Here is a 23,518-nt window from a genome sequence, read left to right on the forward strand (position 1 = left end):
GGGTCAGGCTACCGGCGCGTGCTGGGGCCGCCGTCCGAGCCGGTCCGGCGCCGGTGCACGGGCGCCGGCCACTCGACGGCACCTGGGTCGCCGGCCACCACCTCGTAGCCCTCGTGCGGCAGGAGCGGCTGCAGCAGGCGGTTGCTCAGGGCGAACGCACCGAGGAGCCGAACGTCGCCGTCGATCGGGGTCACAGCCTGGACCTGCGTGGCGTGAGCGCGCAGCGCGCCCACCACCTGATCACGCAGGGGGCGCACGTCCACCGCGAGCTGCACGGCCTCGTCGGTCACGACGAGGGCTGCGGTCTCCCCCGCGGGGTCCGTCAGCGTCAGGCCCTCCGGCCAGGGCCCGTGCGCCTCGAGGGCCGCCGCGGCGGCGGCCGTCTCGGTCCGGCCCGCGCGCCGCCAGAGCACGACGGGAGACCAGGCCGGTCCCGTCGTCAGCTCCAGCGCGCGCATCGTCACCTGGTGCGCCCGGACATGGTCGGGGTGGCCGTAGCCTCCCTCCGGGTCGTACGTCGCGACCACGTCCGGACGGCGCCGACGCAGCAGCCGCGCCAGCCGCTCGGCCGCCTCGTCGACCGGGACGCCGACGAAGGCGCCCGCGGGCACCTCGGCACCCAGCCCGGCGCGCGCCGACCCGGTCCACACCATGCCCGAGTCCTCGTACCGTCCCGAGGACGCCGGAGCCAGCCGGTCGACGAACGCGTGGTCGGCGACCCCGAGGGCGGTCAGTGCAGCGGCCAGCTCCGTCTCCCGATGGGCGGCCAGCGCCGGGCCGTCGCCCTGCAGGTGCGCGAGACGATGACCGATCACCTCACCACGCTCACCGCGGGTGGCGGTGACCACCGTCACAGGCCGCCCGGCATCGGCGAACGCCGCGAGCAGCGCGCCGGTCGAGAGCGTCTCGTCGTCGGGGTGCGCGTGCACCGCGACGAGACCCCCGGTCACGTGCTCGCCCGGACCCGCCGGGCCCGACGGCGTCACGACCGCGCGGCGGCCTTCGCGCGCGCCGTCATCCGCGCCCGCTCGGTCTGGTCCAGCTCGACCTTGCGCAGCCGCACCACCTCGGGCGTCACCTCGACGCACTCGTCCTCGCGCGCGAACTCGAGGGACTCCTCGAGCGTCAGCTTGCGCGGCGGCACGAGGTTCTCGAACGTGTCCGCCGTGGAGGAGCGCATGTTGGTGAGCTTCTTCTCCTTGGTGATGTTGACGTCCATGTCCTCGTTGCGCGGGTTCTCGCCGACGATCATGCCCTCGTAGACCTCCTGCGTCGGGTCGACGAAGAAGGTGCCACGGTCCTGCAGGTTGGTCATCGCGTACGGCGTGGCGACGCCGGCGCGGTCGGCGACGAGCGAGCCGGTCAGCCGGGTCTCGATGCTGCCCGCCCACGGCTCGTAGCCCTCGGCGATCGACGACGCGATGCCGGTCCCACGGGTGTCGGTGAGGAACCGGGTGCGGAAGCCGATCAGCCCGCGCGCCGGCACCAGGAACTCCATGCGGACCCAGCCGGTGCCGTGGTTGGACATCGTCTGCATGCGGCCGCGGCGCTGCGCCATCAGCTGCGTGACGGCGCCGAGGAACTCCTCGGGCACGTCGATGGTCATCCGCTCGGTCGGCTCCCAGGTGTGCCCGTCGATCTGCTTGGTGACCACCTGGGGCTTGCCGACCGTCAGCTCGAAGCCCTCGCGGCGCATCTGCTCGACCAGGATGGCCAGCGCCAGCTCGCCGCGGCCCTGCACCTCCCACGCGTCCGGCCGGCTGGTCGGCAGCACGCGCAGCGAGACGTTGCCGACGAGCTCGCGGTCCAGGCGGTCCTTGACCTGCCGCGCGGTGACCTTGTGGCCCTTGCCGCCCTTGCCGGCCAGCGGGGACGTGTTGATCCCGATGGTGACGGAGATGGCGGGGTCGTCGACCGTGATCAGCGGCAGCGGGCGCGGGTCGTCCGGGTCCGTCAGCGTCTCGCCGATGGTGATGTCCTCGATGCCGGCGACGGCGACGATGTCGCCCGGACGGGCCTCGTCGGTGGGCACGCGCTCGAGCGCCTTGGTCTCGAGCAGCTCGGTCACCTTGACGTTCTGGATGCTGCCGTCGTGCCGTGCCCACGCGACGGTCTGGCCCTTGCGCAGGGTGCCGTTGAAGATGCGGAGCAGGGCGAGCCGGCCGAGGAAGGGCGACGCGTCGAGGTTGGTGACGTGCGCCTGCAACGGCGCGTCCTCGTCGTACGTCGGCGCCGGGATCTTCGCGACGATCGTGGCGAACAGCGGCTCGAGGTCCTCGTTGTCCGGCAGACCGCCGTCCGCCGGCTGCTCCAGCGACGCGCGCCCGGCCTTGGCCGCGGCGTAGACCACCGGCACGTCGAGGATCGAGTCCAGGTCGAGGTCCGGGACGTCCTCGTGCAGGTCAGAGGCGAGGCCGAGCAGCAGGTCGGTCGTCTCGGAGACGACCTCGCTGATGCGCGCGTCCGGCCGGTCGACCTTGTTCACGACGAGGATCACCGGCAGCTTGGCCGCCAGCGCCTTGCGCAGCACGAACCGGGTCTGCGGCAGCGGACCCTCGCTCGCGTCCACCAGCAGCACGACGCCGTCGACCATCGACAGGCCGCGCTCCACCTCGCCACCGAAGTCGGCGTGGCCGGGGGTGTCGATCACGTTGATCGTGATGCCGTCGGGCTGCCCCGCCTCCGCCGCCGCAGGCCCGGAGTACCGGACCGCGGTGTTCTTGGCGAGGATCGTGATGCCCTTCTCGCGCTCCAGCTCGCCGGAGTCCATCGCGCGCCGCTCGACGTGCTCGTGGGCGCCGAACGCCCCGGTCTGCCAGAGCATGGCGTCGACCAGGGTGGTCTTGCCGTGGTCGACGTGCGCGACGATCGCGACGTTGCGCAGGTCCGGACGCACGGCGGGCATACGAGACTCATCTCTGTTCGAGGGTGGGGAGCGCGCCACGACGGCGGGCGCCCGACGATTCTACGCGGTCCGCGCCGCGGGCCCCGGGTCGGTCCGTGACGAGGGCCAGCAGCTGCGCCTCCCCTGGGACGGGCAGACCTCAGGCGGCGGTGCTCGCCCAGCGCCACCACGACGTCAGGTCGGCCGACCCCCACGGGACGGCGGGAACCTGTGGCAACCGAGGCCGGCCGTCGGACGAGGCGGTCGACGTCCCGGCGCCGACCGTCGCCGCCAGCTCCGGCTGACGCACCAGGGGCACCACGACGTCCGCAGCGGTGAGCGCTGCCGAGACGGCGGACAGCGACTCGGTGACGGCCGCCGCATCGGTCTGCCTCGCAGCCTGGTCCAGCAGTGCGTCCAGCGCGGGGTCGCGGTGCGCCGTGACGTTGGTGGCGCCGCCCGTGCGCCATCGAGCCAGCACCGAGGCGACCGGCGCGGGACTCTGCGGCACGGGCAGCAGCGCGACGTCCCAGGAGCCCGGGTCCGCCCACAGCGCCGTGGCCGGGTCGGCGGGCCGCGCCTGCGTGACCGCGAACCCCGCGGGCGCCAGCTGCGCCGTCAGCGCCGCCAGCATGTCCCGGCGCACCTCGTCGTCCGTGCTCACCAGGACGCGGACCGGCACGGCCGCCGCGGAGGGGCCGCCCGTCGGGGTTGCGGACGGGCCGCCGGGTGTCGCGGACGGCGGGGGAGCGCTCGTGGTCGTGTCGCCGGGGGCCGGGCTGGACGACTGGCTCGGTGCCGCCGCCGAGGTCGTCGCGGTCGGGCCGACGGCGGCGAGGACGGCGCCGCTCGGCGACCCGTGGGCAAGGGCTGCGAGCCGAGCGCGGTCCACCGCACCGACGAACGCGGCGCGCAGTGCCGCCGCCCGCGCCGTGCCGTCGCCACCGGACGACGTCCAGTGCGCCGGGTCGAAGACGCTGCCGCCACCCTCCTGCAGCTGGAGCTGCAGGACCGCACCACCGCCGTCGGACAGCCGGACGTTCGGCAGCTTCTGCAGCGCCGACCGGACGTCCGGCGTCGCCACGGGAGCCACCACGTCCGCCGTGCCGGCGCGCAGGGCGGCCACCTGGGCGAGCGGGTCGAGGTCGGAGCGCACCACCACGCGGTCGTACGCCGCAGGCCGCGCACCCGAGTACGCCTCGTTGCGCACCAGCTCCACACGCTTGCCGGGGTCCACCACGTCGAGCCGGTACGGGCCGGTGGTCACCGCGGCGGCCGGGTCGTCCTTCAACGCCGCCGCGTCCGCAGCCGTGCGCCAGACGCGCGAGACCGGGATCAGCGCGTTGCGGTCCGCGTGCTGGATCGCCGCCGTCACCAGGGCGGCCCAGCGTGGCGCGTCTGCCCCCGCGGTCGACGTCGCAGCGGGCGACCCACCCGTTGCGGTGGTCGCGGACGGCGACCCCGGGGTGGCGGACGCCGCAGCGCCCGCGGTCGGGCCCTCGGTCGCACCCGTCGCCCCGCCCAGCGCCAGCCGGCCGACGACATGGGCGGGGAGGTTGACGTCGAGGGCGGACTGCCAGTCCGCGACGGGGTCGGCGTACACGAGAGTGAGCCCGTGCTCGTCCACCGTCGGGAGGGCGGGGGCGTGCACCAGCACCGGCGACACCGCGCCGAACCACACGGTGTCCGAGGCAGGCGCCGTCGACGGGGCCGAGGAACTCGGTGCGGGAGCGGTGCTCGACGCGGCGGGCGTGGTGCTCGGCGCCGCCGACACCGTGGCGGAGCTGCTCGGAGCAGGGCTCGCCGTCTCGGTGCCGCCGGGACCGGTGCCCGGCGGCGTCTCGTCGAGCTGACCCGACCGCGCCGCCCACTCCAGCAGCAGGTCGTCGCCGGTGACCGGCACACCGTCCGACCACCGGGCGTTCGGCGCGATGGTGTACCGCACGGTCAACGGGTTGTCGGACGTCTTCTCGACCGTGCCCATCGCCGTGTCCGGGACCACGGCACCTGCCTCGTCCACCGTGGTGAACCGGTCCTGCACCAGCCCGCGGACCAGCGTGCTGCCCGGTGTCCGGCCCGCGGTCGTCGCGGCGTTGAGCGACTCGAAAGGCACGTCCACGGTGACCACCACCGTCCGAGACCGCTGCGGGTCGACCGTCGTGGCGGTGCAGCCGGCAACCGTGAGCGCGGCCACCGCCACGAGGGCGGCGATCAGCTGCCCACGACGGCGGCGCACGGTGCTCAGGCGGCCGGCGGGGCGCCGAACACGTCGAGGTGCGCGCCCGGGATCGCGTTCAGCAGCTCGCGCGTGTACTCCTCGCGCGGGTTGTCGAACACCTCGTCGGTCGTGGCGGCCTCGACGATGCGGCCGGACTGCATGACGGAGACCTCGTCGGCGATCTGCCGCACCACGGCCAGGTCGTGCGTGATGAACAGGTACGTCAGGCCCAGCTCGGCCTGAAGGTCGTTCAGCAGCGTGAGGATCTGCGCCTGCACCAGCACGTCGAGGGCGGAGACCGCCTCGTCGCACACGATCACGTCGGGCTCGAGCGCGAGAGCGCGGGCGACGGCGATGCGCTGCCGCTGACCACCCGAGAGCTCGTTGGGGAACCGCCGCATCGTCGACGCCGGCAGCGCCACCATGTCGAGCAGCTCGCGCACCCGCTTCTCGCGCGACTTCTTGTCGCCGACGCGGTGGATCCGCAGCGGCTCCTCGAGCGTGCGGAAGATCGAGTACATCGGGTCGAGCGACCCGTACGGGTTCTGGAAGATCGGCTGCACCCGGCGCCGGAAGCCGAACTCGCCCTTGCGGTCGAGCTGGTGCAGGTCCGTGCCCTCGAAGTAGATCTTCCCCTCGGTGGGCTGCAGCAGGTTGAGCATGATGTTGGCGACCGTCGACTTGCCGGAGCCCGACTCGCCCACCAGCGCCATCGTGGTGCCGCGGCGGACGGTGAACGAGACGTCGTCGACCGCCTTGAACTCCTTGGCGGCACCGGCGCCACCACCGCGCAGCTCGAAGACCTTCGTCAGGTGCTCGACGCGGATCAGCTCCTGCCGAGCGGGGCTGACGCCGTCGCCGTGCGTGATCGCCAGCAGCTCCGTGGCGCGCTCGCCGCGCTCCTTCGCGCTCTGGATCCGCCGCGAGGCGAGGGAGGGAGCCGACGCGACCAGCCGCTTGGTGTACGGGTGCTGGGGGTCGGCGAGGATCTTGCGCGCCGGGCCGGACTCGACCACCTGCCCGCGGTACATCACGACGAGGTGCTCGGCGCGCTCCGCCGCGAGGCCCAGGTCGTGGGTGATGAACAGCACGGCCGTGCCGAGCTGCTCGGTCAGACCCTCCAGGTGGTCGAGGATCTTGCGCTGCACCGTCACGTCGAGGGCCGACGTCGGCTCGTCGGCGATCAGCAGCTTGGGCCGTGCGGCCAGGCCGATCGCGATGAGGGCGCGCTGGCGCATGCCGCCGGAGAACTCGTGCGGGTACTGGTTGGCCCGGCGGGCGGCGTCCGGCAGACCGGCCTCCGCGAGCAGCTCGGCCACGCGGGTCATCGCCGCCTTGCCGGACGCGATGCCGTTGGCCTTGAGGGCCTCCTTGACCTGGTACCCGATCTTCCAGACGGGGTTCAGGTTGGTCATCGGGTCCTGCGGGACCAGGCCGATCTCCTTGCCGCGCAGGCCGACGAACGTCTTCTTGTCGGCGCCGACCAGCTCACGACCGTCGAAGAGGATCGATCCCGCGGTGACCCGGCCGGTGCCGGGCAGCAGGTTGATGATCGAGTGCGCGAGGGTCGACTTGCCCGAGCCCGACTCGCCCACGATGGCGACGGCCTGCCCGGGGTAGATCGTCAGGTCCGCGCCGCGCACCGCGTTGACCACACCGGTCGCCGTGGTGAACGAGACGTCGAGGTTGCGCACCTGCAGCAGCGGGCTGTTGCGGTCGACCACCGGCGCCTGCGTGTCGGTCAGCTCCACCGTCGTCCTGCTCATCGCTTCCGGGCCTTCGGGTCGAGGGCGTCGCGTACGGCGTCGCCCATCATGATGAAGCCGAGCACCGTCAGGGCGAGGGCGCCGGCCGGGTAGAAGAGGATGCCCGGGTAGCTGCGCAGCTGCTGCTGGGCCTTGGCCACGTCCGCACCCCACGAGACCACCGACGGCGGCAGCCCGAGACCGAGGAACGACAACGTCGCCTCGGCCACGATGAACGTGCCGAGGGACACGGTCGCGGTCACGATGATCGGAGCCAGCGAGTTCGGCATCACGTGCCGCACCAGCGCCGCCGGCCTCGAGGCGCCGAGGGCCTTGGCGGCCGTGATGAAGTCGGCGTTCTTGACGCTCATCACGGCACCGCGGGTGATGCGGGCGATCTGCGGCCAGCCGAAGATCCCGAGCACCAGCACCACGGTGAAGATGTTGCGGTGCGCCCGGAACATCGCCATGACCAGCACGGCTGCGAGCACGAACGGGATCGCGAAGAAGATGTCGGTCACGCGCGAGAGCAGCGCGTCGAACCAGCCGGCGTAGAAGCCGGCGATCGCGCCGATCACCGCGCCGAGGACGGTGACGAGGATCGTGGTCAGCACGCCGACCGCGACCGACGCACGCGCCCCGTAGATCGTGCGGGCGTAGATGTCACAGCCCTGGAAGTCGAACCCGAACGGGTGCCCCGCCTCCGGCCGCTTCAGGCTGTTCTGCAGCTCGCAGAAGTTCGGGTCCACCGAGGTGAACAGCTTCGGGAAGATCGCGACGACGACCACCAGCAGGATGATCGCCGCGGACACCCAGAACAGCGGACGCGTCCGGAGGTTGCGCCAGGCGTCCTGCCACATGCTGGCAGGGGCCTCGGTCTCGTCGACGGCGTCGACGGCGGCGAGCACGTCCTCGTCGAGCGAGGCGAAGAAGTGCGCCTGGTCCTGACGGACGAGGGGCTCAGGCATAACGGATCCTCGGGTCGAGTGCGGCGTACAGCAGGTCCACGATCAGGTTCGCCGCGATGAACACGATCACGAGGATCGTGGTGAAGGACACGATGGTGGGTGCGCTCCCCTGGCGGATCGCCTGGTAGAGGGTGCCGCCGACGCCCGAGATGTTGAAGATGCCCTCGGTGACGATCGCGCCGCCCATCAGGCTGCCGAGGTCGGACCCGAGGAACGTGACCACCGGGATCAGCGAGTTGCGCAGCACGTGCACCATCACCACGCGGGGCCGGGACAGACCCTTCGCGGTCGCGGTGCGGACGAAGTCGGCGGTGAGGTTCTCGAAGACGGACGTCCGGGTCAGCCGCAGCACGTAGGCGAACGACACCGCCCCGAGCACGATCGCCGGCATCAGCAACGTCCGGAACGACACGTCCGACCCGACGGACACCGGCAGCAGGTGCCACTTCACACCGACGAAGAACTGCAGCACGAAGCCGATGACGAACGTCGGAACGGCGATCACCACGAGGCTGACGACCAGCAGCGTGGAGTCGAACACCTTGCCCTTGCGCAGGCCGGCGAGCAGTCCGGCGCCGATGCCGAACACGCCCTCGAAGACCAGCGCCATGATCGCGAGCTTGAAGGTGATGGGGTACGCGTGCGCCAGCAGCTCGCCGACGGGGCGTCCCGAGAAGGTCACGCCGAAGTTCCCGGTGAAGATGCCCTTGAGGTACAGCACGTACTGGACCAGGAAGGGCTTGTCCAGGTTGTACTTGGAGCGCAGCTGCGCGGCCAGCGCATCGCTCACACCCTTGTCACCGCCGAGGGCGAGCACGGGGTCGCCGGGCAGCGAGAACACCATGAAGTAGATCAGCAGCGTCGCCCCGAAGAACACGGGGATCGCCTGGAGCAGGCGGCGGCCGAGATAGCGGGCCATCAGCCTTCCTTCGAGTCAGGGGTCGCGACGATCAGTGCCGCGACAGGGGGGTCCGCTCCCTCACGGAGGCGGAGCGCCGACCGGTGAACTGTAGTCCATCGGCGGCCTCCGACCACCGCAGACGAGTGGGGGCGGGGCCCCAGCGGGCCCCGCCCCCACTCGTGGAGCGATCAGGTCAGGACTTGGTGACCGCGTAGTACAGCGGGACGCCGTCCCAGCCGAACTCGACGTTCTTCACCGTCTTGGCGAAGCCGCCCGTGGAGTTCGAGTACCACAGCGGGATCGACGGCAGGTCCTTGAACAGGATCGTCTGGGCCTGGGCGAAGTCCTTGTTCGCGTCGTCCAGAGACTTCTCCTGCGCACCCTTGCTGAGCAGCGCGTCGAACTGCGGGTTCGAGTAGCTGCCGTCGTTCGAGCCGGCTCCCGTGGCCCACATGGCACCGAGGAAGTCGAGCGCGCCCGGGTAGTCACCCTGCCAGCCGCTGCGGAACGCACCGGTCAGACCGGTCTTCTTGCCCTTCTTGCTGGCGTTGATGTCCGTGCGCAGGTCCTTGAAGACCGGGTACGGCTGACCGGCCGCGTCGATGCCCAGCGCGTTCTTGATGCTGTTGGTCACGGCGTCGACCCACGCCTGGTGCCCACCGTCGGCGTTGTAGGCGATGGTGAAGGTGCCCGACCACGGCGACATGGCGTCCGCCTGGGCCCAGAGCTTCTTGGCGGCGGCCGGGTCGTACTTCAGCACGTCGGAGCCGTCGATCTTGTCCGACCAGCCCGGGATGACCGGGGAGGTGAAGTCGGTCGCCGGGGTACGGGTGCCGTGGAAGATCGTCTTGGTGATGGTGTCACGGTCGATCGCGTGGGAGAGAGCCGCACGGCGGAGCTGACCCTCGGCGCCGGTGAAGTGCGCGAGGTTCTGCGGGATCGTGAAGCCCTGCCACACGGCGCCCGGGATGTTCACCGCGTTGCTGCCCAGGTCGTTCTGGAAGGTGCCCAGAGCGGACGACGGGACGGTCTGCAGGACGTCGAGCTGGCCCGCGAGCAGGTCGTTGTAGGCCGTGTCCTGAGATGTGTAGAACTTGATGTCCAGCCCACCGTTGCGCGCCTTGCGGTCACCGGTGAAGTCCGTGTTCGGCACCAGCTTGATGTCGACGTTGTGGGTCCAGCCGTTGTCGGCGACCTTGTACGGGCCGTTGCCGATCGGGTTCTCGCCGAACGCCTTCATGTCCTTGAACGCCACGGACGGCAGCGGGAAGAAGGCCGAGTAGCCGATGCGGACCGGGAAGTCCGACAGCGGGGTGGTCAGCTGGACCGTGAAGGTCGTGTCGTCCACGACCTTCAGACCCGACATCGTCGTGGCCTTCGGCTGGCTCGAGGCGTCCGCGGCCTGCGTGTCGTCGTAGCCGACGATCGGGATGCCGTAGCTCGGGTCCTGGAACCAGCCGCTGTTCAGCTGGGCGTTGGTGGAGACGGCGCCGTAGTTCCACGCGTCCACGAAGCTCTTGGCCGTGACGGGCTCACCGTTGGTGAACTTCCAGCCGGACTTCAGCTTGATGGTCCAGTTGGTGTTGTCCGACGACGTGATGGAGTCCGCGACCTCGTTGTGCGTCTTGCCCTTGGCGTCGTAGTACACGAGGCCCGCGAAGATCTGGGTGAGGATCGTCCCGCCACCGGTCTCGTTGGTGTTGGTGGGGATCAGCGGGTTCTCGGGCTCGCTGCCCCATGCCGTCACGATGCCCGTGCTGGTCCCGCCGCTGGCCGCCGTGGTCGAGCTGGAGCTCGACGAGCCGCCGCTGGAGCAGGCCGCGAGGAGCAGGGCACCAGCCGTGATCGTCGCGAGCAGGCCTGCGCTACGCCTGATCTTCAATGTTCCTCCTGGGATGGGAGTGGCCGGGCGAGAGGTGCACGCCACCGGCCTGGCCGGGTGCGCGCACGGACGTCGCCGACCGCCACACGTTGGGAGCCACCGTAGGGCGGTCGAGCCGGACATTCGCGACAGGCTGGACACCGGTTTCGAATCGTTACGTGATCGATACTGCCCAGTAGGTCCTGCGCTGGGAGGATGCCCGGCCGGACACCGGCCCGAAACATGCTGGTAACACGGCGCCCGCCATCAGGGGTGTCGCTGAACGGGGACGTCCGCGTAGTGGCACGCCACGTCCCGGCCCTCGATCCGACGAGACACCGGGTCCACCTGTGTGCACACCTGCGCGAGGTCGTCGGGCAGCGCGGCGCGGAGCGAACACCGGTGACGGAAGCGGCATCCGGCCGTCGGCGGCGCGTCGTCGTCCAGCAGCGGCACCCGAACCGGTCGTACGCGCGGGTCCGCCACCGGGACGGCGGCGAGCAGGGCGCGCGTGTACGGGTGCCGCGGGTCGTCGAGCACCACGTGCGCCTGCCCCTGCTCGACCACGCGGCCGCGGTACATCACGGCGACGAGCTCCGCGTGGGCGCGCACCACGCCCAGGTCGTGGGCGACGAGGACGCAGGTCAGCCGCAGCTCGTCGCGCAGCCGGTCCACCAGGGCGAGCAGCTCCGCGCGGACCGGTGCGTCCAGGGCCGAGACCGGCTCGTCCAGCACCAGGACCTCGGGCCGGGCGGCGAGCGCGCGAGCGAGGGCGACGCGCTGCAGCTGGCCGCCCGAGAGCTCGTGCGGGTACCGCTCCGCGAGGGGTTCAGGCAGGCCGACGAGCCGCAGGACGCCGGGGACGTCCGCACCGGCCGCGCCGGCGGCCCGGAAGCCCTCGGCGAGGGACTGCCGCACCGTCATGCGGGGGTCGAGCGAGCCGCCGGCGTCCTGGAACACCAGCTGCACCCGTCTGCGCAGGGCCAGCCGCTCGCCGCGGCCGAGCCGCGGCACGGTGGACACGTCGGTCCCGACCACCCGCACGGTCCCCGCCTCGGGCGGCTCGAGGGACGCGATGGCCAGCGCCGTCGTCGTCTTCCCGCTCCCGCTCTCCCCGACCAGGGCCAACGTGGTGCCCCGCGGGACGACGAGGCTGACCCCGTCCATCGCGACGACGGCCTCGTCGGCGGCGCGCCCCCTCCACCTGCTCCGCGACCGGAAGGTGCGACGCACGTCGACCAGCTCGACGGCCGCACGCCCGGTGAGCTCCACCGCGCGCTGAGCGGGTGCGGGCGCCTCGGCCCGGAGCAGCCTGGCCGTGTAGTCCTGACCGGGCGCGTCGAACAACGTCCTCACGTCGCCCTGCTCCACGACCTGCCCGTCGCGCAGCACCACGACGCGGTCCGCGTGGCCCGCCACCACCCCCGGGTCGTGCGTGATGAGGAGCAACGACGCGCCGGCGGCCTCGCGGGCCCGGTGCAGCACCTCGAGCACCTGGGCCTGGACCGTGACGTCCAGGGAGGAGGTGGGCTCGTCGGCGACGATCAGCCGGGGGCGGTTGGCGACCGCGACCGCGACGAGCACGCGCTGGCGCTGGCCGCCGGACAGCTGGTGCGGGTACGCGTCCAGGGCCCGCGCCGGCAGGCCGACGAGGGTGCACAGCTGCGCGGCCCGGGCGAGCGCCGCAGCACGGGACAGCCGCCGGTCGTGCAGCTGGAGCGCCTCGACGAGCAGAGCGCCGACGCGGTGCACCGGGGGCAGCGCCGAGCGAGGGTCCTGGAACACCATCGCGATCCGCACGCCGCGCAGCGCGGAGAACGCGCGGTCCGACAGGTCGAGGAGCGAGGTCCCCTCCAACCGGACCGAGCCGCGCACGCGTGCGCTCGAGGGGAGCAGCCCGAGGACGGCGAGCGCCGTCGTCGTCTTCCCCGCTCCCGACTCGCCGACCAGGGCGACCACCTCGTCGCCGCCGACGGTGAACGAGACGTCCCGGACGGCAGGAACGCCCCCGGCTGCGGCGGCGGACCGGCTGCGCGGGCGTGGGCCGGGCCGGGCCGCGCGCGGGGCGCGGAACGTGACGCCCAGCCCCTCCACGGCGAGCAGCGGCTCACTCACCGGCTGTCCCCGTCGTCGGGTCGAGGGCGTCGCGCAGCGCGTCGCCGACGAGGCTGGTCGCCAGGACCGTGACGACCAGCAGACCGGCCGGGAACCAGAACAGCCAGGGCCGCGTGACCGCCGAGGCGCTGCCGGCGGCGAGGAGGGTGCCCAGCGACACCGCGGGCGGCCCGAGGCCGAGACCCACCCAGCCGAGCGTCGCCTCGGTGAGCACCGCCGCTGCGACGCCCAGCGTCGCGTCCACGACCAGGAGGGACGCGAGGTGCGGCAGCACGTGCCGGCGCAGCACCGCGCCCGTGGGCACGCCGAGGAACCGTGCCGCCGTCACGAAGTCACGACGGCGCAGCGAGCGGGCCTGCGCCCGGACCAGCCGTGCCATCACCATCCAGCCCAGCAGCGCGATGGCGAGAGCCACCGCGAACCAGCCGGCACGGCCCGCCGTCGGGGCGAGGAGCACCAGCAGGTAGAAGGACGGCAGCACGAGCGCGAGGTCGATGCCCCACACCACCACGCGGTCGACCCGACCTCCGAGGTAGCCGCCGACGGCGCCGACCACGGCGGCGATCAGCGTCGACAGCGGGCCGGCGACCAGCCCGACGGCGAGCGACGTGCGCAGCCCGACGAGGGTGCGGACGTACAGGTCCCGACCGGAGGAGTCCGTGCCGAACCAGTGCAGCGCGGTCGGCGGTCGCCCGAAGGCGGTGACGTCCGAGGTGAACGGGTCCCAGCGCGACAGGACGGGACCGAGGACGGCCGCGAGGACGACCAGCACCAGCACCGCCAGCCCCACCCGGGCTCGCGGTGCCCGGAAGGTGCGACGCAGCACACCGGGTGCCCCGGACCCGGGAGCCGAGGTGGCGGTCAGGTCGGTGACGGCCACGTCAGGTCCGCACGCGCGGGTCGAGGGCGGCGTGCAGCACGTCGGCGAGGACGCCGGCGAGCAGCACCAGGACGGCGGTGAACAGCACCGTGCCGGCCGCCGCGTTCACGTCGTCGTCCACGACCGACCGGACCAGGTACTCCCCCATGCCGTGCCAGCTGAAGGCCAGCTCGGTGATCGCCGCCCCGGTCAGGATCAGTCCGAAGGAGTACGCGAAGAACGTGGACATCGGGATCAGTGCCACCCGGACCCCGTGGCGCCACAGCGCGGACCGGCGGGTGTGGCCCATCGACCGCGCCGTGCGGACGTGGTCCGCCGCGAGCACGTCGAGCATCGCGGCGCGCTGGTACCGGGACCACGTCGCGGACGTGCCCAGCGCGAGGCAGAGGGTCGGCAGCAGCAGGTGCGCGGCCCGGTCCCCCACCTGCGTCGGCCAGCCGCCGCCCAGGCCCGGCGTGTACTCCCCGGTGAACGGCACCAGCGTGCGACCCGCGGCCGAGTCGAGCCGCACCGCGAGGGTCATCAGCACGACGGCGAGGACGAACGGTGGGGTGGCCAGCAGCACGAACGAGCCCACCGTGGTCACCCGGTCCGGCCAGCGGTACTGACGGGAGGCGCCCCAGGTCCCGATCACGACCCCCAGCAGCGCGCCGAGCAGGCTGCCGACCAGCAGCAGCCGCAGGCTGGTGCCGGCTCGGGCGGCGATCTCGGCGGTCACGGGGACACCTCGCACGCTGAGCCCGAGGGAGCCGTGCGTGACGAGCTCGGTCAGCCAGTGCCACAGCCGGGCCGGCACCGGGACCCCGGGGTCCACGCCGAGCGTCGCGAGCTCCGCGTGCACCACCGAGGGGGGCACGGGCGGGGTCCGACCCGCGTACCGCGCCGCCGGGTGCAGCGTCAGGCTGGCGAGCACGTAGCCCAGCGCCGTCGCGACCGTCGCCAGCACCCCGTAGCCCGCGGCCCGGCGCACGAGGAACCGGAGCATCGCGCCGACGCTAACACCGGGCCGCTGCCGCGGCGCCGACCACGCCGGGACGAACCGGACAGGTGCGACACGCCGCGCCCACCAGGCACTCCGTATCCGAAACCCGTCCTCGTCCAGAGGTTGGCCCGGGGCTCGCCGGACGACATGATGACCACGCAGGGGTGCACGTTCGCCACGTCTCGGCGCTGAACACGATGTGAGGACCATGGCCTACCCCAGGACGACCGCACGGCTGTGCGCGGGCCTCGTCGCCGTGCTGCTCGGCCTCGCCGGGTGCACCGCCGGATCACCGGCCCCGCGCGCGACCACCGGGACGACCGGCGTGGCGACGCCCGCCGCACTGCCGGGCACGGCGTGGCGAGCCGTGCCACGCGAGCAGGTGCGCGACGGCGGCTCCCTCACGCTCAGCGTCGACGCGCTGCCGCAGACCTACCAGCTCAACGACCCGAACTCCTCGCTGGACCTGCAGCGGATCTCCAACCTCTACCTGCCCTCGTTCGTGCGGATCGAGGCGGACGGCAGCTGGTCGCCGAACCCGGACTACACCGCCTCGCTGACCGTGACGTCGCAGGACCCCGAGGTGGTCGAGCTGCGCATCGCGCCGGCCGCGACGTGGTCGGACGGCACCCCGATGAGCTGGCGCGACCTCGCCGCGAGCTGGCAGGCGTTCAACGGCACCAACTCGGCGTACACGCCGGCGTCGACGGCCGTGTGGCAGGACGTGAAGTCGGTGACGCGCGGGGACGACGACCGCGACGTGCTGATCACGTTCGCCAAGATCGATGCCGACTGGCCTGCGCTGCTGTCCAGCGTGTACCCGTCGTGGGCGGTGGACACGCCGGCGCACTTCGCCTCGGCGTGGAAGAACGGTCCGTTCGCGGCGGACGGCACGACGTACGTCTCCGCGGGGCCCTTCGTCGTGCGCTCGATCGACACGAACGCCGGGGTGGTCACCCTCGGCCGCAACCCCCGGTGGTGGGGCGACCCCGCGCGGCTGGACACGGTCGTGTTCCGCACGGTGTCCCGGGACAGCCTCGGCCAGAGCTTCGCCAACCAGGAGCTGGACGCGGTCGACGTGATGGGCATGCCGGACGTGCTGACCGCGGCGCGAGCCCGGCAGGGCACCACCGTCGAGCAGTCCGGCGGCACGGTGGCGCGGCAGCTGACGCTCAACGGCACCGCGGGCGTGTTCGCCGACCCGGCGGTCCGCAAGGCGTTCGCCCAGGCGGTGGACCGCAGGGTGCTGGCCCAGGCGGTGCTCGGACCGGTCGGGGCGCCGGTGCAGACGCTCGGCAGCGTGATCTTCGTCCCCGGGCAGAAGGGGTACGCCGACCACACGGCAGGCGTGCTCACCGGGTCCGCGACGGACGCACGCAGCACCCTGCAGGCGGCGGGCTGGACGATCGGGCAGGACGGGGTGGCGACGAAGGGGGGCACCCGGCTGACCGCCCGGTTCGTGGTCCCGCAGGGCGCCGCAGCGGTCGCGACGATCGCCCAGCTGGTCAGCCAGGAGGCCAAGGCCGCAGGGTTCGACGTGAGCGTCCAGACGGTGCCCGGCAGCGACTTCTTCAGCAGCTACGTCACGGCGGACAACAAGCGCAACTTCGACGTGACGTCGTTCGCGTGGGTGGCGGGGGCGTTCCCCATCGCCACCGCCGAGGCGTACTTCTACCCCGCCGACTCCGGGTCCAACTACGGCGGCGTCACGGACAAGACCCTCGGCAGCGACTGGGACGCGCTGAACGCCCAGCTGGACCCGGCGAAGCGGCTGACGCTCGCCGCGGACGTCGACAAGCGTGCGCTGGACCTGTTCACCATGGTCCCGCTGTTCGTCGAGCCGTCGACGTGGGTGGTCCGCTCCGACCTGGCCAACTACGGCCCGTCGCAGTTCCAGGACGTGCGCTGGCAGGACGTCGGCTACACCGGCTGACGGTGCGTCCGGCCGTGGGCGGCACCGGGCCGATCTCCCGATCGCCGGATACCGTCGCGGCATGACGGCCTTCCTGGACCAGGTGCTCGGTGCCGCCCCGTGGGCCGTGCTGCTCGTCGTCGGGCTCGTGGTGTTCGCCGAGGACGCGCTGTTCGTCGGCTTCGTGCTGCCGGGCGAGACCGCGGCGATCCTCGGCGGCGTCGCCGCGCACCGGGGGCACGTGGCGTTCGCGGCCGTGCTGGCGGTGGTGATCGTGGCCGCGATCGTCGGCGACAGCGTCGGGTACGAGGTCGGACGGCTGGTCGGACCGCGCGTGCTCGCATCGAAGCTGCTCCACGGTCGGCGCGAGCGCATCGAGCAGGCGCAGGACTTCCTGGCCCGGCGCGGCGGCTGGGCCGTGCTGCTCGGCCGGTGGGTCGCCTTCTTCCGGGCGGTGATGCCGGCGCTGGCGGGCCTGGCGCGCATGCCGTACCGGGTGTTCCTGCCGTTCAACGCCGCGGGCGGGATCATCTGGGGGTCGGTCGTCGTCACCGTCGGCTACCTCGCCGGCGCCTCCTACGCCGCGGTGGAGAAGAAGCTGGGGACGGACTCGGCCCTGGTCGTGCTCGGGATCGTCCTCGTCGGCCTGGTGGTGTGGCACCTGCGCAAGCGGTTCACCGAGCGACGCTCGCAGGACGCACCCGCCGCCGACTGAGACCCGCCCGCCCGGGTGCCCGGCCTACTGCCCGGTGCGCCCGTCGATGCACTCCCGCAGCAGGTCGGCATGGCCGGCGTGGCGGGCGTACTCCTCGATCAGGTGCACCAGGACGTCGCGAACCGAGACGGTGCCGTCACGGTGCGGCACCGTGTCGCCGAGGCGGCTCTCGTCGAGGGCGTCCAGCCAGCGGTCCGACCGATCGATCTCCGCCTTCCAGGTGGTGAAGGCGTCCGCCACCACCGCGTCGTCGGCGACGGCACCGTTGAAGTCGGCGTCGCGGTCCTCGGGCGTCAGGTAGATCGACTCGTCCTCCGGGTGCCTGTCGAGGACGCGGTGGAACCAGTGGTTCTCGACGCCGACCAGGTGCCGTACCAGGCCGAGCAGGCTCAGCGTGCTGGGGGGCACAGACCGGCGCGCCAGCTGCTCGGCGTCGAGGTCCTGGCACTTCAGCTCGATGGTGAGGCGGTAGTTGGTCAGGTACTCCCGGTAGGTCGCCAGCTCGCCGACGGGGTTCGCGTACGTGCGCGGGTCGAGCTCCGGAACGGTCCACATGTCGCTCATGCGGACCACCAGATCACGGACGCGGCCTCGCGCGGAAGCGCAATGCCGCGAGCACCGGGACCGCGATCACGGCTCCCGCACCGGAGACCAGCAGCGGCACGGTTCCCCTGCCGCGTCCCGCGTCCCACAGCAGCCCGGCCCACAGGCCGGCCACGAGCACGGCCCCGCTGCTCAGCGCCTGGAACGCGCCCTGCGCACGGCCGCGGTGCTCCGCCGGCACCAGCGAGGAGATCCACGCCTTGCCCACACCGTCGGTCAGGGCCGGGAACAGGCCGTAGACGGCCAGCAGGACGAAGACGGCCGGACCCTTGCCGACCAGGGCGAGGCCGACGTAGCCGATCGCGAACGCCAGCAGGCCCACCGCGTAGACGTAGGCCCGCGGCCAACGGTCCGTCAGCGCACCGGCGGGGTACGAGCCGACCGCGTAGACGACGTTGAACAGCACGTAGGCGAGCACCACCTGCGTGGTGCCGAACCCGAGCTCCGAGACGCGCAGCAGCAGCAACGTGTCGGAGAAGTTGACCAGGGCGACGACGACGAGCACACCGACCACCCACCAGTACGCCGCGGGCAGCGGGCGGGACGGCGCCGCGGATGCCGCGACGGGTCGCGCCGGTAGGGGGGCGGGTCCGGCCGGGGCGGGGCCTCGTCGGGCCGGGGCGGGTGCGGGTGCCCGATGCTCGCGCACCAGCACGACGAGGCCGGCGGACAGCACCGCGGGCACCACCGCCCACCACAGGGCGGCATGCAGGTTGCCGCCCATCACCGACAGCGCCAGCAGGCCCAGCAGAGGCCCGACCACGGCTCCCAGGGTGTCGCCCGCGCGGTGGAAGCCGAAGGCCCGGCCCAGGTTCTCCGACGGGACCGACGCCGCGATCAGCGCGTCCCGCGGTGCCGACCGCACACCCTTGCCCAGACGGTCGACCGTCCGGCCGGCCAGCACCGTCGGCCACGCCCCGGCCGCCGCGACCAGCACCTTGCCGACCGCGGCGAGACCGTAGCCCGCGCCGATGAACCGCACGCGCCCCGCCCGGTCCGACCAGCGACCGGTCACGTACCGGGCCAGCCCCGCCGTGCCCTCGGCCACGCCCTCGATCACTCCCAGCACGACGGGTGGCGCCGCCAGCACGCCGGTCACCAGGACGGGGAGGAGCGGGTACAGCAGCTCGCTGGCCGTGTCCTGGAAGAGCGAGACCAGCGTGAGGACGACGAGGTTGCGGGTGAGCCACCGACGCCGGTGCCCCGTCGTGCCCGCCATGCCGACCCCCCTCGTGACGACGTCGCCACCGGGTGCCAAGGTAGGCCTGGCCGCCAGCAGGCGACGACCGTGTACCACGACCCCAGGGGGACGCATGAGCGAGTGGCCGGGACCGATCTTCGCCCTGACCCTGTTCGCCGAGGACCTCGGTGAGGCCAAGCGCTTCTACACCGACGTGTTCGGGCTGCCCGTCGTCTTCGAGGACGGCAACTCCGCCGTGTTCCAGCTCGGCGACACGCTGATCAACCTGCTCGCGGTGTCGCAGGCGCCAGGGCTCGTCGGACCGGCGCCGATCGCCCCGCCGGAGGCCGGCGTGCGCAGCCAGCTGACGCTGAAGGTCGCGGACGTCGACGCGATGTGCGCCGAGCTCGAGCGCCGCGGCGTCACCCTGCTCAACGGGCCGATGGACCGCCCGTGGGGCCCGCGCACGGCCGCGTTCCGCGACCCGACCGGCACGGTCTGGGAGATCGCCTCCCAGTAGCGTGCGGCGAGTGACCAGCCAGCTGGGCGGCCGGGTGAGCGGCGCCGTCGAGGGCCTGACCCCCGGGTACTTCGCCCTGGTCATGGCCACCGGCATCATCTCCGTGGGCATGCGCCTCGAGGGGTTCGTCGTGGTCTCCGACGCCCTGCTGGCGGTCACGGCCGCCGGCTACGCCGTGCTGGTCGTCCTCACCGTCTGGCGCCTGGTCGCCTACCGGCGCGCCGTGAGCGACGACTTCAACGACCCGAGACGCGCCTTCGGCTTCTTCACCTTCGTCGCGGCCACCAACGTGCTCGGCGTCCGGCTCGGGGCCGACGGCCACCATGCCGCGACCGCCGCGCTGCTGGCCGTCTCGGGCGCCTCGTGGCTGGTGCTCGGGTACGTCGTCCCGTGGACCGCGGCCCTGGGTCGGCAGCAGCGTCCGATCGTCGCGGACGCGAACGGCACGTGGTTCATCTGGGTGGTCGCCAGCCAGTCGGTCGCGATCGCCGCGGCGACCATCGAACCCGTCTTCGATACCGGGCGCCGCGAGCTGGCGGTGCTCGCCGTCACGTCGTGGTCGGTGGGGGTCTTCCTCTATGCGGCCGCCGGGATCTTCGTCGCGCTGCGGCTGATGCTCTACCGGTTCGGGCCGGAGGACCTCACGGCGCCCTACTGGGTGTCGATGGGCGCCCTCGCGATCTCTGTGCTGGCCGGGGCGCGCATCGTCGAGATGGCCGACGCGCCGATGGTGCAGGCCACGCGAGGCCTGATCGCCGGCCTGACGGTGGTGCTGTGGGCGTTCGCCACCTGGCTGATCCCGGCGCTGGTCGCCGCCGGCTGGTGGCGGCACGTCGTCCGGCGGCTGCCGCTGCCGTACGACGCCACGCTGTGGAGCATCGTGTTCCCGCTGGGCATGTACGGCGTCGCGGGCATCTACCTCGGGCAGGCCGACCAGCTGCCGGTGGTGGGCATGGTCGGGCGCGTGGAGCTGTGGGTGGCGCTGGCCGCCTGGGTCGTGGTGCTCGTCGCGATGCTGCGGCACGTGTGGCTGAGCGTCGTCGTCGGCGCGCTCGCACCGCGGGACGAGGAACCAGGGATCGCCACACGCTGAGACCGCGGGCCGGCTCCCGGGGTGGCGGGTGTGGGTGCGCGGAGGGAGGGTGCGGGCATGAGCGAGGAACGACACTCCCTGCCCGGCAGCACCCGGCACCCGGTGGCCGACGCCCGGCCTGTCGGCGGTCCGGAGCCGTCGACGACGGTGGCGGTCACGCTCGTGCTGCGCCGACGCGGTGAGCTGCCCCCGCCCGGTGGTGCGCCGATGAGCCGCGAGCAGCTCGCCTCCACGGCCGGCGCGGACCCGCAGGACCTCGAGCTGGTGCGCCGCACGCTGGCAGCGGCCGGTGTCACCGTGACGGCCGAGGACGCCGCCTCTCGGCGCATCCAGGCGCAGGGCAGCCTGCAGACGCTGGAACGGGTGTTCGGCACGTCCCTCGGGCTCGTGGAGTCGCCGGCACCGGACGGTGCCGGCACCGTCACGCACCGGCAGCGGACCGGCGAGCTGTCGGTGCCCGGCCCGTTGGCCGGCGTGGTGGTCGCGGTCCTGGGGCTGGACGACAGGCCCCAGGCGAGGACCCGGTTTCGACCCGCCGCCGCCGGCGCCAGGGCGTTCACCCCGCAGCAGCTCGGCACCGTCTACCGGTTCCCCGCCGGGACCACCGGCGCCGGGCAGCGGCTCGCCGTCCTCGAGCTCGGTGGCGGCTACACCGACGCCGACCTGGCCGCCTACTGGTCCCGCGTCGGAGTGACCTCCCCGCCGACCGTGACAGCCGTCGGTGTGGACGGCGCGACCAACGCCCCGGACGGGAACCCGTCCGGGGCCGACGGTGAGGTGATGCTCGACATCGAGGTCGCGGGCGCGCTGTCCCCCGGCGCTGACCTGGTGGTGCACTTCGCACCGAACACCGACCGTGGCTTCCTCGACGCGCTGGCGACCGCGGTGCACGCCAGCCCGACCCCTGCCGCCGTGAGCATCAGCTGGGGGCAGTCGGAGGACCAGTGGACCGCCCAGGCCCGGGCCGCGATGGACCAGGCGATGGCGGACGCCGGCGCCCTGGGCGTCACGGTGTGCGTGGCCTCGGGTGACGACGGCAGCAACGACAACGCCACCGACGGCCGCCCGCACGTCGACTACCCCGCCTCCAGCCCGCAGGCGCTCGGCTGCGGCGGCACCACGCTGCACGCCGACGCCGCCGGCTCCGTCACCAGCGAGACGGTGTGGTTCCACGGCGCCGGCAAGGGCGGCACCGGCGGCGGGGTGAGCGACGTCTACCCGACGCCCGTGTGGCAGTCCGGTGTCGGCGTCCCGGCGAACGCCGCGACCGGCCGGCCGGGGCGTGGGGTGCCCGACGTCGCGGGGGACGCGGACCCCGCCACCGGGTACGACGTCCGGGTGGACGGGACGGACACCGTGATCGGGGGGACGAGCGCCGTCGCGCCGCTGTGGGCGGCACTCGTGTGCCGCCTGGCCGAAGGGCTGGGAAGGCTGCCCGGTCCGCTCGGCCCGCAGCTGTACGCGGGCGCGCATGCGGGCGCGCCGACGGGCGGGTTGCGCGACATCACGTCCGGCACGAACGGCGCCTACTCCGCCGGCCCCGGCTGGGACCCGTGCACCGGGCTGGGCGTCCCCGACGGCCAGGCGCTGCTGGACAGGCTCCGCGCGGCGCACCCTTGACCGGAGATCCCTGAACGATGGGATCGTCCGAGCACGGCTCATGACGGCCCCACCACGTGGCAGGGAGGTTCGATGCACGTGCCACCACCCGCAGCAGCGTGGATGCGAACCCACCGTCGAGGGCTGCGCCGAACGCTGAGGGCCCTGCTGGTCCTGGCGATCGTGCTGGTGGTGGCGCTCGGCGGGTACGTCGGCTACGTGACGGTCCGGCAGCAGGAGGAGGTCGCCCTCCCCGCCCCGACCGGCCGGTATCCCGTCGGCCGGACGACGGTCGACTGGACGGACGACGCCCGCACCGACCCGCTCGCCCCGCGACCGGGCATGCCACGCGAGCTGTCCGCGTGGCTCTGGTACCCGGCCGCACCGGCCCCGGGCGCGGCACCTGCGCGCTACACCCCGGGCGCATGGGCGGGGCTGCACCTGCACGGCCCGCTCGGGCTGGGTGAGACCCGTTTCGACCACGTCCGGGTGCACGCCGTCGCCGACGCCCCCGCCGCGGCCGGTCGGTTCCCCGTCGTCGTGCTCGAACCGGGGTTGGGTCTCGCCGCGCCGCAATACACCACGCTCGCGGAGAACCTGGCGAGCCACGGATACCTGGTCGCCGGGATCACCCCCACCTACAGCGCCCACCTGACCGTGCTGGACGGACGGCCGGTGGACGCGACACCCGCCGGCGGCCTGCAGGAGTCCGACGCGGCCGCCATGCGCCTGTCCGCCGACCGGCTGGTCAGCGTGTGGGCGGCCGACGACCGCTTCGCCGCGTCCCGGGTCGCGGCGCTGGATACGACCGGCCGGTTCGCCGGTCACGTCGACGCCGCCGCCACGGTGTACCTGGGTCACTCCTTCGGCGGCGCGGCCGCGCTGCAGGCCTGCCACGACGACCCGCGGTGCGCGGGCGCGGCCGACCTGGACGGGACCCAGTTCGGCACGGTCGTCCAGTCCGGACTGCAGAAGCCCATGATGCTGCTGGGCAGCCAGGGCTCCTGCATCACGGGCACCTGCCGGCCGGGCACGGCCGACGAGCAGTCCGCGCGCGACGCGGCCCGCACGTTGCTGGCCGCCAGCACCGGGCCCGTCTGGAGCTTCCAGCTCGACGGGGCTCGGCATTTCAACTTCAGCGACTACGGCGCCTACTACCTGGCCGCGCCGATCCGGCTCCTCGTCGGGCTCGGGCCCATCGACGGCGACGAGGCGCTGAGCATCACGGACGCCTACCTGGCCGCGTTCGTCGACCACGTGGCGCGCGGGACGCCGGAACCGCTGCTCGCCGGGTCCTCGCCGTACCCGCAGGTCGAGGTGCAGCGCACCGCGTCATGAGGGC

18 protein-coding genes are annotated in these 23,518 nt (G+C 73.1%); 6 read left to right on the forward strand and 12 right to left on the reverse strand.

Annotation, left to right across the window (positions count from 1 at the left end; all coding sequences use genetic code 11):
- Positions 1-8: 8 nt before the first annotated feature.
- The 10 genes from N0B34_RS12375 to N0B34_RS12420 all read right to left on the reverse strand — a co-directional run bounded on the left by N0B34_RS12375 (position 9) and on the right by N0B34_RS12420 (position 14,557).
- Positions 9-950 (reverse strand): PIG-L family deacetylase, encoded by a 942-nt coding sequence (locus N0B34_RS12375; RefSeq protein ID WP_263731704.1) that lies wholly within the window; start codon positions 948-950, stop codon positions 9-11.
- A gap of 32 nt (positions 951-982) precedes the next feature.
- Positions 983-2,905 carry a translational GTPase TypA gene (gene typA, locus N0B34_RS12380; RefSeq protein ID WP_263731705.1) on the reverse strand — a complete coding sequence of 641 codons (1,923 nt, stop codon included), beginning with the start codon at positions 2,903-2,905 and terminating at the stop codon, positions 983-985.
- Between the two features lie 139 nt (positions 2,906-3,044).
- Complete coding sequence (locus N0B34_RS12385) at positions 3,045-5,120, reverse strand: ABC transporter substrate-binding protein (protein WP_263731706.1); 2,076 nt, start codon at positions 5,118-5,120, stop codon at positions 3,045-3,047.
- A 5-nt stretch (positions 5,121-5,125) separates the two neighbouring features.
- Entirely contained in the window at positions 5,126-6,868 is a 1,743-nt protein-coding gene (locus N0B34_RS12390; protein WP_263731707.1) for a dipeptide ABC transporter ATP-binding protein, read from the reverse strand.
- On the reverse strand, positions 6,865-7,815 hold the full coding sequence (locus N0B34_RS12395; RefSeq protein WP_263731708.1) for an ABC transporter permease: 951 nt from the start codon (positions 7,813-7,815) through the stop codon (positions 6,865-6,867). The genes N0B34_RS12390 and N0B34_RS12395 overlap by 4 nt, the downstream gene beginning before the upstream one ends.
- Complete coding sequence (locus N0B34_RS12400; protein ID WP_263731709.1) at positions 7,808-8,734, reverse strand: ABC transporter permease; 927 nt, start codon at positions 8,732-8,734, stop codon at positions 7,808-7,810. Before N0B34_RS12400 ends, N0B34_RS12395 begins: the two co-directional genes overlap by 8 nt.
- Positions 8,735-8,909: 175 nt before the next feature.
- Complete coding sequence (locus N0B34_RS12405; RefSeq protein WP_263731710.1) at positions 8,910-10,598, reverse strand: peptide ABC transporter substrate-binding protein; 1,689 nt, start codon at positions 10,596-10,598, stop codon at positions 8,910-8,912.
- Positions 10,599-10,844: 246 nt separating this feature from the next.
- The gene (locus tag N0B34_RS12410) at positions 10,845-12,692 is read right to left on the reverse strand and encodes an ABC transporter ATP-binding protein (protein ID WP_263731711.1); all 1,848 of its coding nucleotides are present in this window, start codon (positions 12,690-12,692) and stop codon (positions 10,845-10,847) included.
- Positions 12,685-13,572 (reverse strand): ABC transporter permease, encoded by an 888-nt coding sequence (locus N0B34_RS12415; RefSeq protein ID WP_263731712.1) that lies wholly within the window; start codon positions 13,570-13,572, stop codon positions 12,685-12,687. The genes N0B34_RS12410 and N0B34_RS12415 overlap by 8 nt, the downstream gene beginning before the upstream one ends.
- Before the next feature lies 1 nt (position 13,573).
- Entirely contained in the window at positions 13,574-14,557 is a 984-nt protein-coding gene (locus N0B34_RS12420) for an ABC transporter permease (protein ID WP_263731713.1), read from the reverse strand.
- A gap of 205 nt (positions 14,558-14,762) precedes the next feature.
- Here N0B34_RS12420 and N0B34_RS12425 point away from each other — a divergent pair, with 205 nt between their 5' ends.
- Together N0B34_RS12425 and N0B34_RS12430 are read left to right on the forward strand one after the other, a co-directional pair.
- A complete protein-coding gene (locus N0B34_RS12425) occupies positions 14,763-16,487 on the forward strand; it encodes an ABC transporter family substrate-binding protein (RefSeq protein ID WP_263731714.1) in 1,725 nt (574 codons plus the stop codon).
- A 61-nt stretch (positions 16,488-16,548) separates the two neighbouring features.
- A complete protein-coding gene (locus N0B34_RS12430; protein ID WP_263731715.1) occupies positions 16,549-17,181 on the forward strand; it encodes a DedA family protein in 633 nt (210 codons plus the stop codon).
- Positions 17,182-17,205: 24 nt separating this feature from the next.
- Here N0B34_RS12430 and N0B34_RS12435 read toward each other — a convergent pair whose 3' ends face one another.
- Both N0B34_RS12435 and N0B34_RS12440 read right to left on the reverse strand, forming a co-directional pair.
- Positions 17,206-17,745: a DinB family protein gene (locus N0B34_RS12435; protein ID WP_263731716.1), complete on the reverse strand. Its 540-nt coding sequence runs from the start codon at positions 17,743-17,745 to the stop codon at positions 17,206-17,208.
- A 13-nt stretch (positions 17,746-17,758) separates the two neighbouring features.
- Positions 17,759-19,003, reverse strand: a complete 1,245-nt coding sequence (locus N0B34_RS12440) for an MFS transporter (protein ID WP_263731717.1) — start codon at positions 19,001-19,003, stop codon at positions 17,759-17,761.
- A gap of 94 nt (positions 19,004-19,097) precedes the next feature.
- Here N0B34_RS12440 and N0B34_RS12445 point away from each other — a divergent pair, with 94 nt between their 5' ends.
- From N0B34_RS12445 to N0B34_RS12460, 4 genes are all read left to right on the forward strand, one after another.
- The gene (locus tag N0B34_RS12445; RefSeq protein WP_263731718.1) at positions 19,098-19,484 is read left to right on the forward strand and encodes a VOC family protein; all 387 of its coding nucleotides are present in this window, start codon (positions 19,098-19,100) and stop codon (positions 19,482-19,484) included.
- Between the two features lie 10 nt (positions 19,485-19,494).
- Positions 19,495-20,577 carry a tellurite resistance/C4-dicarboxylate transporter family protein gene (locus N0B34_RS12450; protein ID WP_263731719.1) on the forward strand — a complete coding sequence of 361 codons (1,083 nt, stop codon included), beginning with the start codon at positions 19,495-19,497 and terminating at the stop codon, positions 20,575-20,577.
- A 57-nt stretch (positions 20,578-20,634) separates the two neighbouring features.
- Positions 20,635-22,197: a protease pro-enzyme activation domain-containing protein gene (locus N0B34_RS12455; protein WP_263731720.1), complete on the forward strand. Its 1,563-nt coding sequence runs from the start codon at positions 20,635-20,637 to the stop codon at positions 22,195-22,197.
- 102 nt (positions 22,198-22,299) lie between these two features.
- Positions 22,300-23,514: a hypothetical protein gene (locus tag N0B34_RS12460; protein WP_263731721.1), complete on the forward strand. Its 1,215-nt coding sequence runs from the start codon at positions 22,300-22,302 to the stop codon at positions 23,512-23,514.
- Positions 23,515-23,518: the final 4 nt, after the last annotated feature.

The organism is Cellulomonas sp. SG140, from assembly GCF_025770785.1.
Lineage (GTDB): Bacteria > Actinomycetota > Actinomycetes > Actinomycetales > Cellulomonadaceae > Cellulomonas.

Bases quoted from the DNA above. Each gene is read 5' to 3' on its own strand.
- typA (WP_263731705.1), bottom strand. From the start codon at position 2,905: ATGCCCGCCGTGCGTCCGGACCTGCGCAACGTCGCGATCGTCGCGCAC.
- N0B34_RS12390 (WP_263731707.1), bottom strand. From the start codon at position 6,868: ATGAGCAGGACGACGGTGGAGCTGACCGACACGCAGGCGCCGGTGGTC.
- N0B34_RS12395 (WP_263731708.1), bottom strand. From the start codon at position 7,815: ATGCCTGAGCCCCTCGTCCGTCAGGACCAGGCGCACTTCTTCGCCTCG.
- N0B34_RS12400 (WP_263731709.1), bottom strand. From the start codon at position 8,734: ATGGCCCGCTATCTCGGCCGCCGCCTGCTCCAGGCGATCCCCGTGTTC.
- N0B34_RS12420 (WP_263731713.1), bottom strand. From the start codon at position 14,557: ATGCTCCGGTTCCTCGTGCGCCGGGCCGCGGGCTACGGGGTGCTGGCG.
- N0B34_RS12425 (WP_263731714.1), top strand. From the start codon at position 14,763: ATGGCCTACCCCAGGACGACCGCACGGCTGTGCGCGGGCCTCGTCGCC.
- N0B34_RS12430 (WP_263731715.1), top strand. From the start codon at position 16,549: ATGACGGCCTTCCTGGACCAGGTGCTCGGTGCCGCCCCGTGGGCCGTG.
- N0B34_RS12435 (WP_263731716.1), bottom strand. From the start codon at position 17,745: ATGAGCGACATGTGGACCGTTCCGGAGCTCGACCCGCGCACGTACGCG.
- N0B34_RS12440 (WP_263731717.1), bottom strand. From the start codon at position 19,003: ATGGCGGGCACGACGGGGCACCGGCGTCGGTGGCTCACCCGCAACCTC.
- N0B34_RS12445 (WP_263731718.1), top strand. From the start codon at position 19,098: ATGAGCGAGTGGCCGGGACCGATCTTCGCCCTGACCCTGTTCGCCGAG.
- N0B34_RS12455 (WP_263731720.1), top strand. From the start codon at position 20,635: ATGAGCGAGGAACGACACTCCCTGCCCGGCAGCACCCGGCACCCGGTG.
- N0B34_RS12460 (WP_263731721.1), top strand. From the start codon at position 22,300: ATGCGAACCCACCGTCGAGGGCTGCGCCGAACGCTGAGGGCCCTGCTG.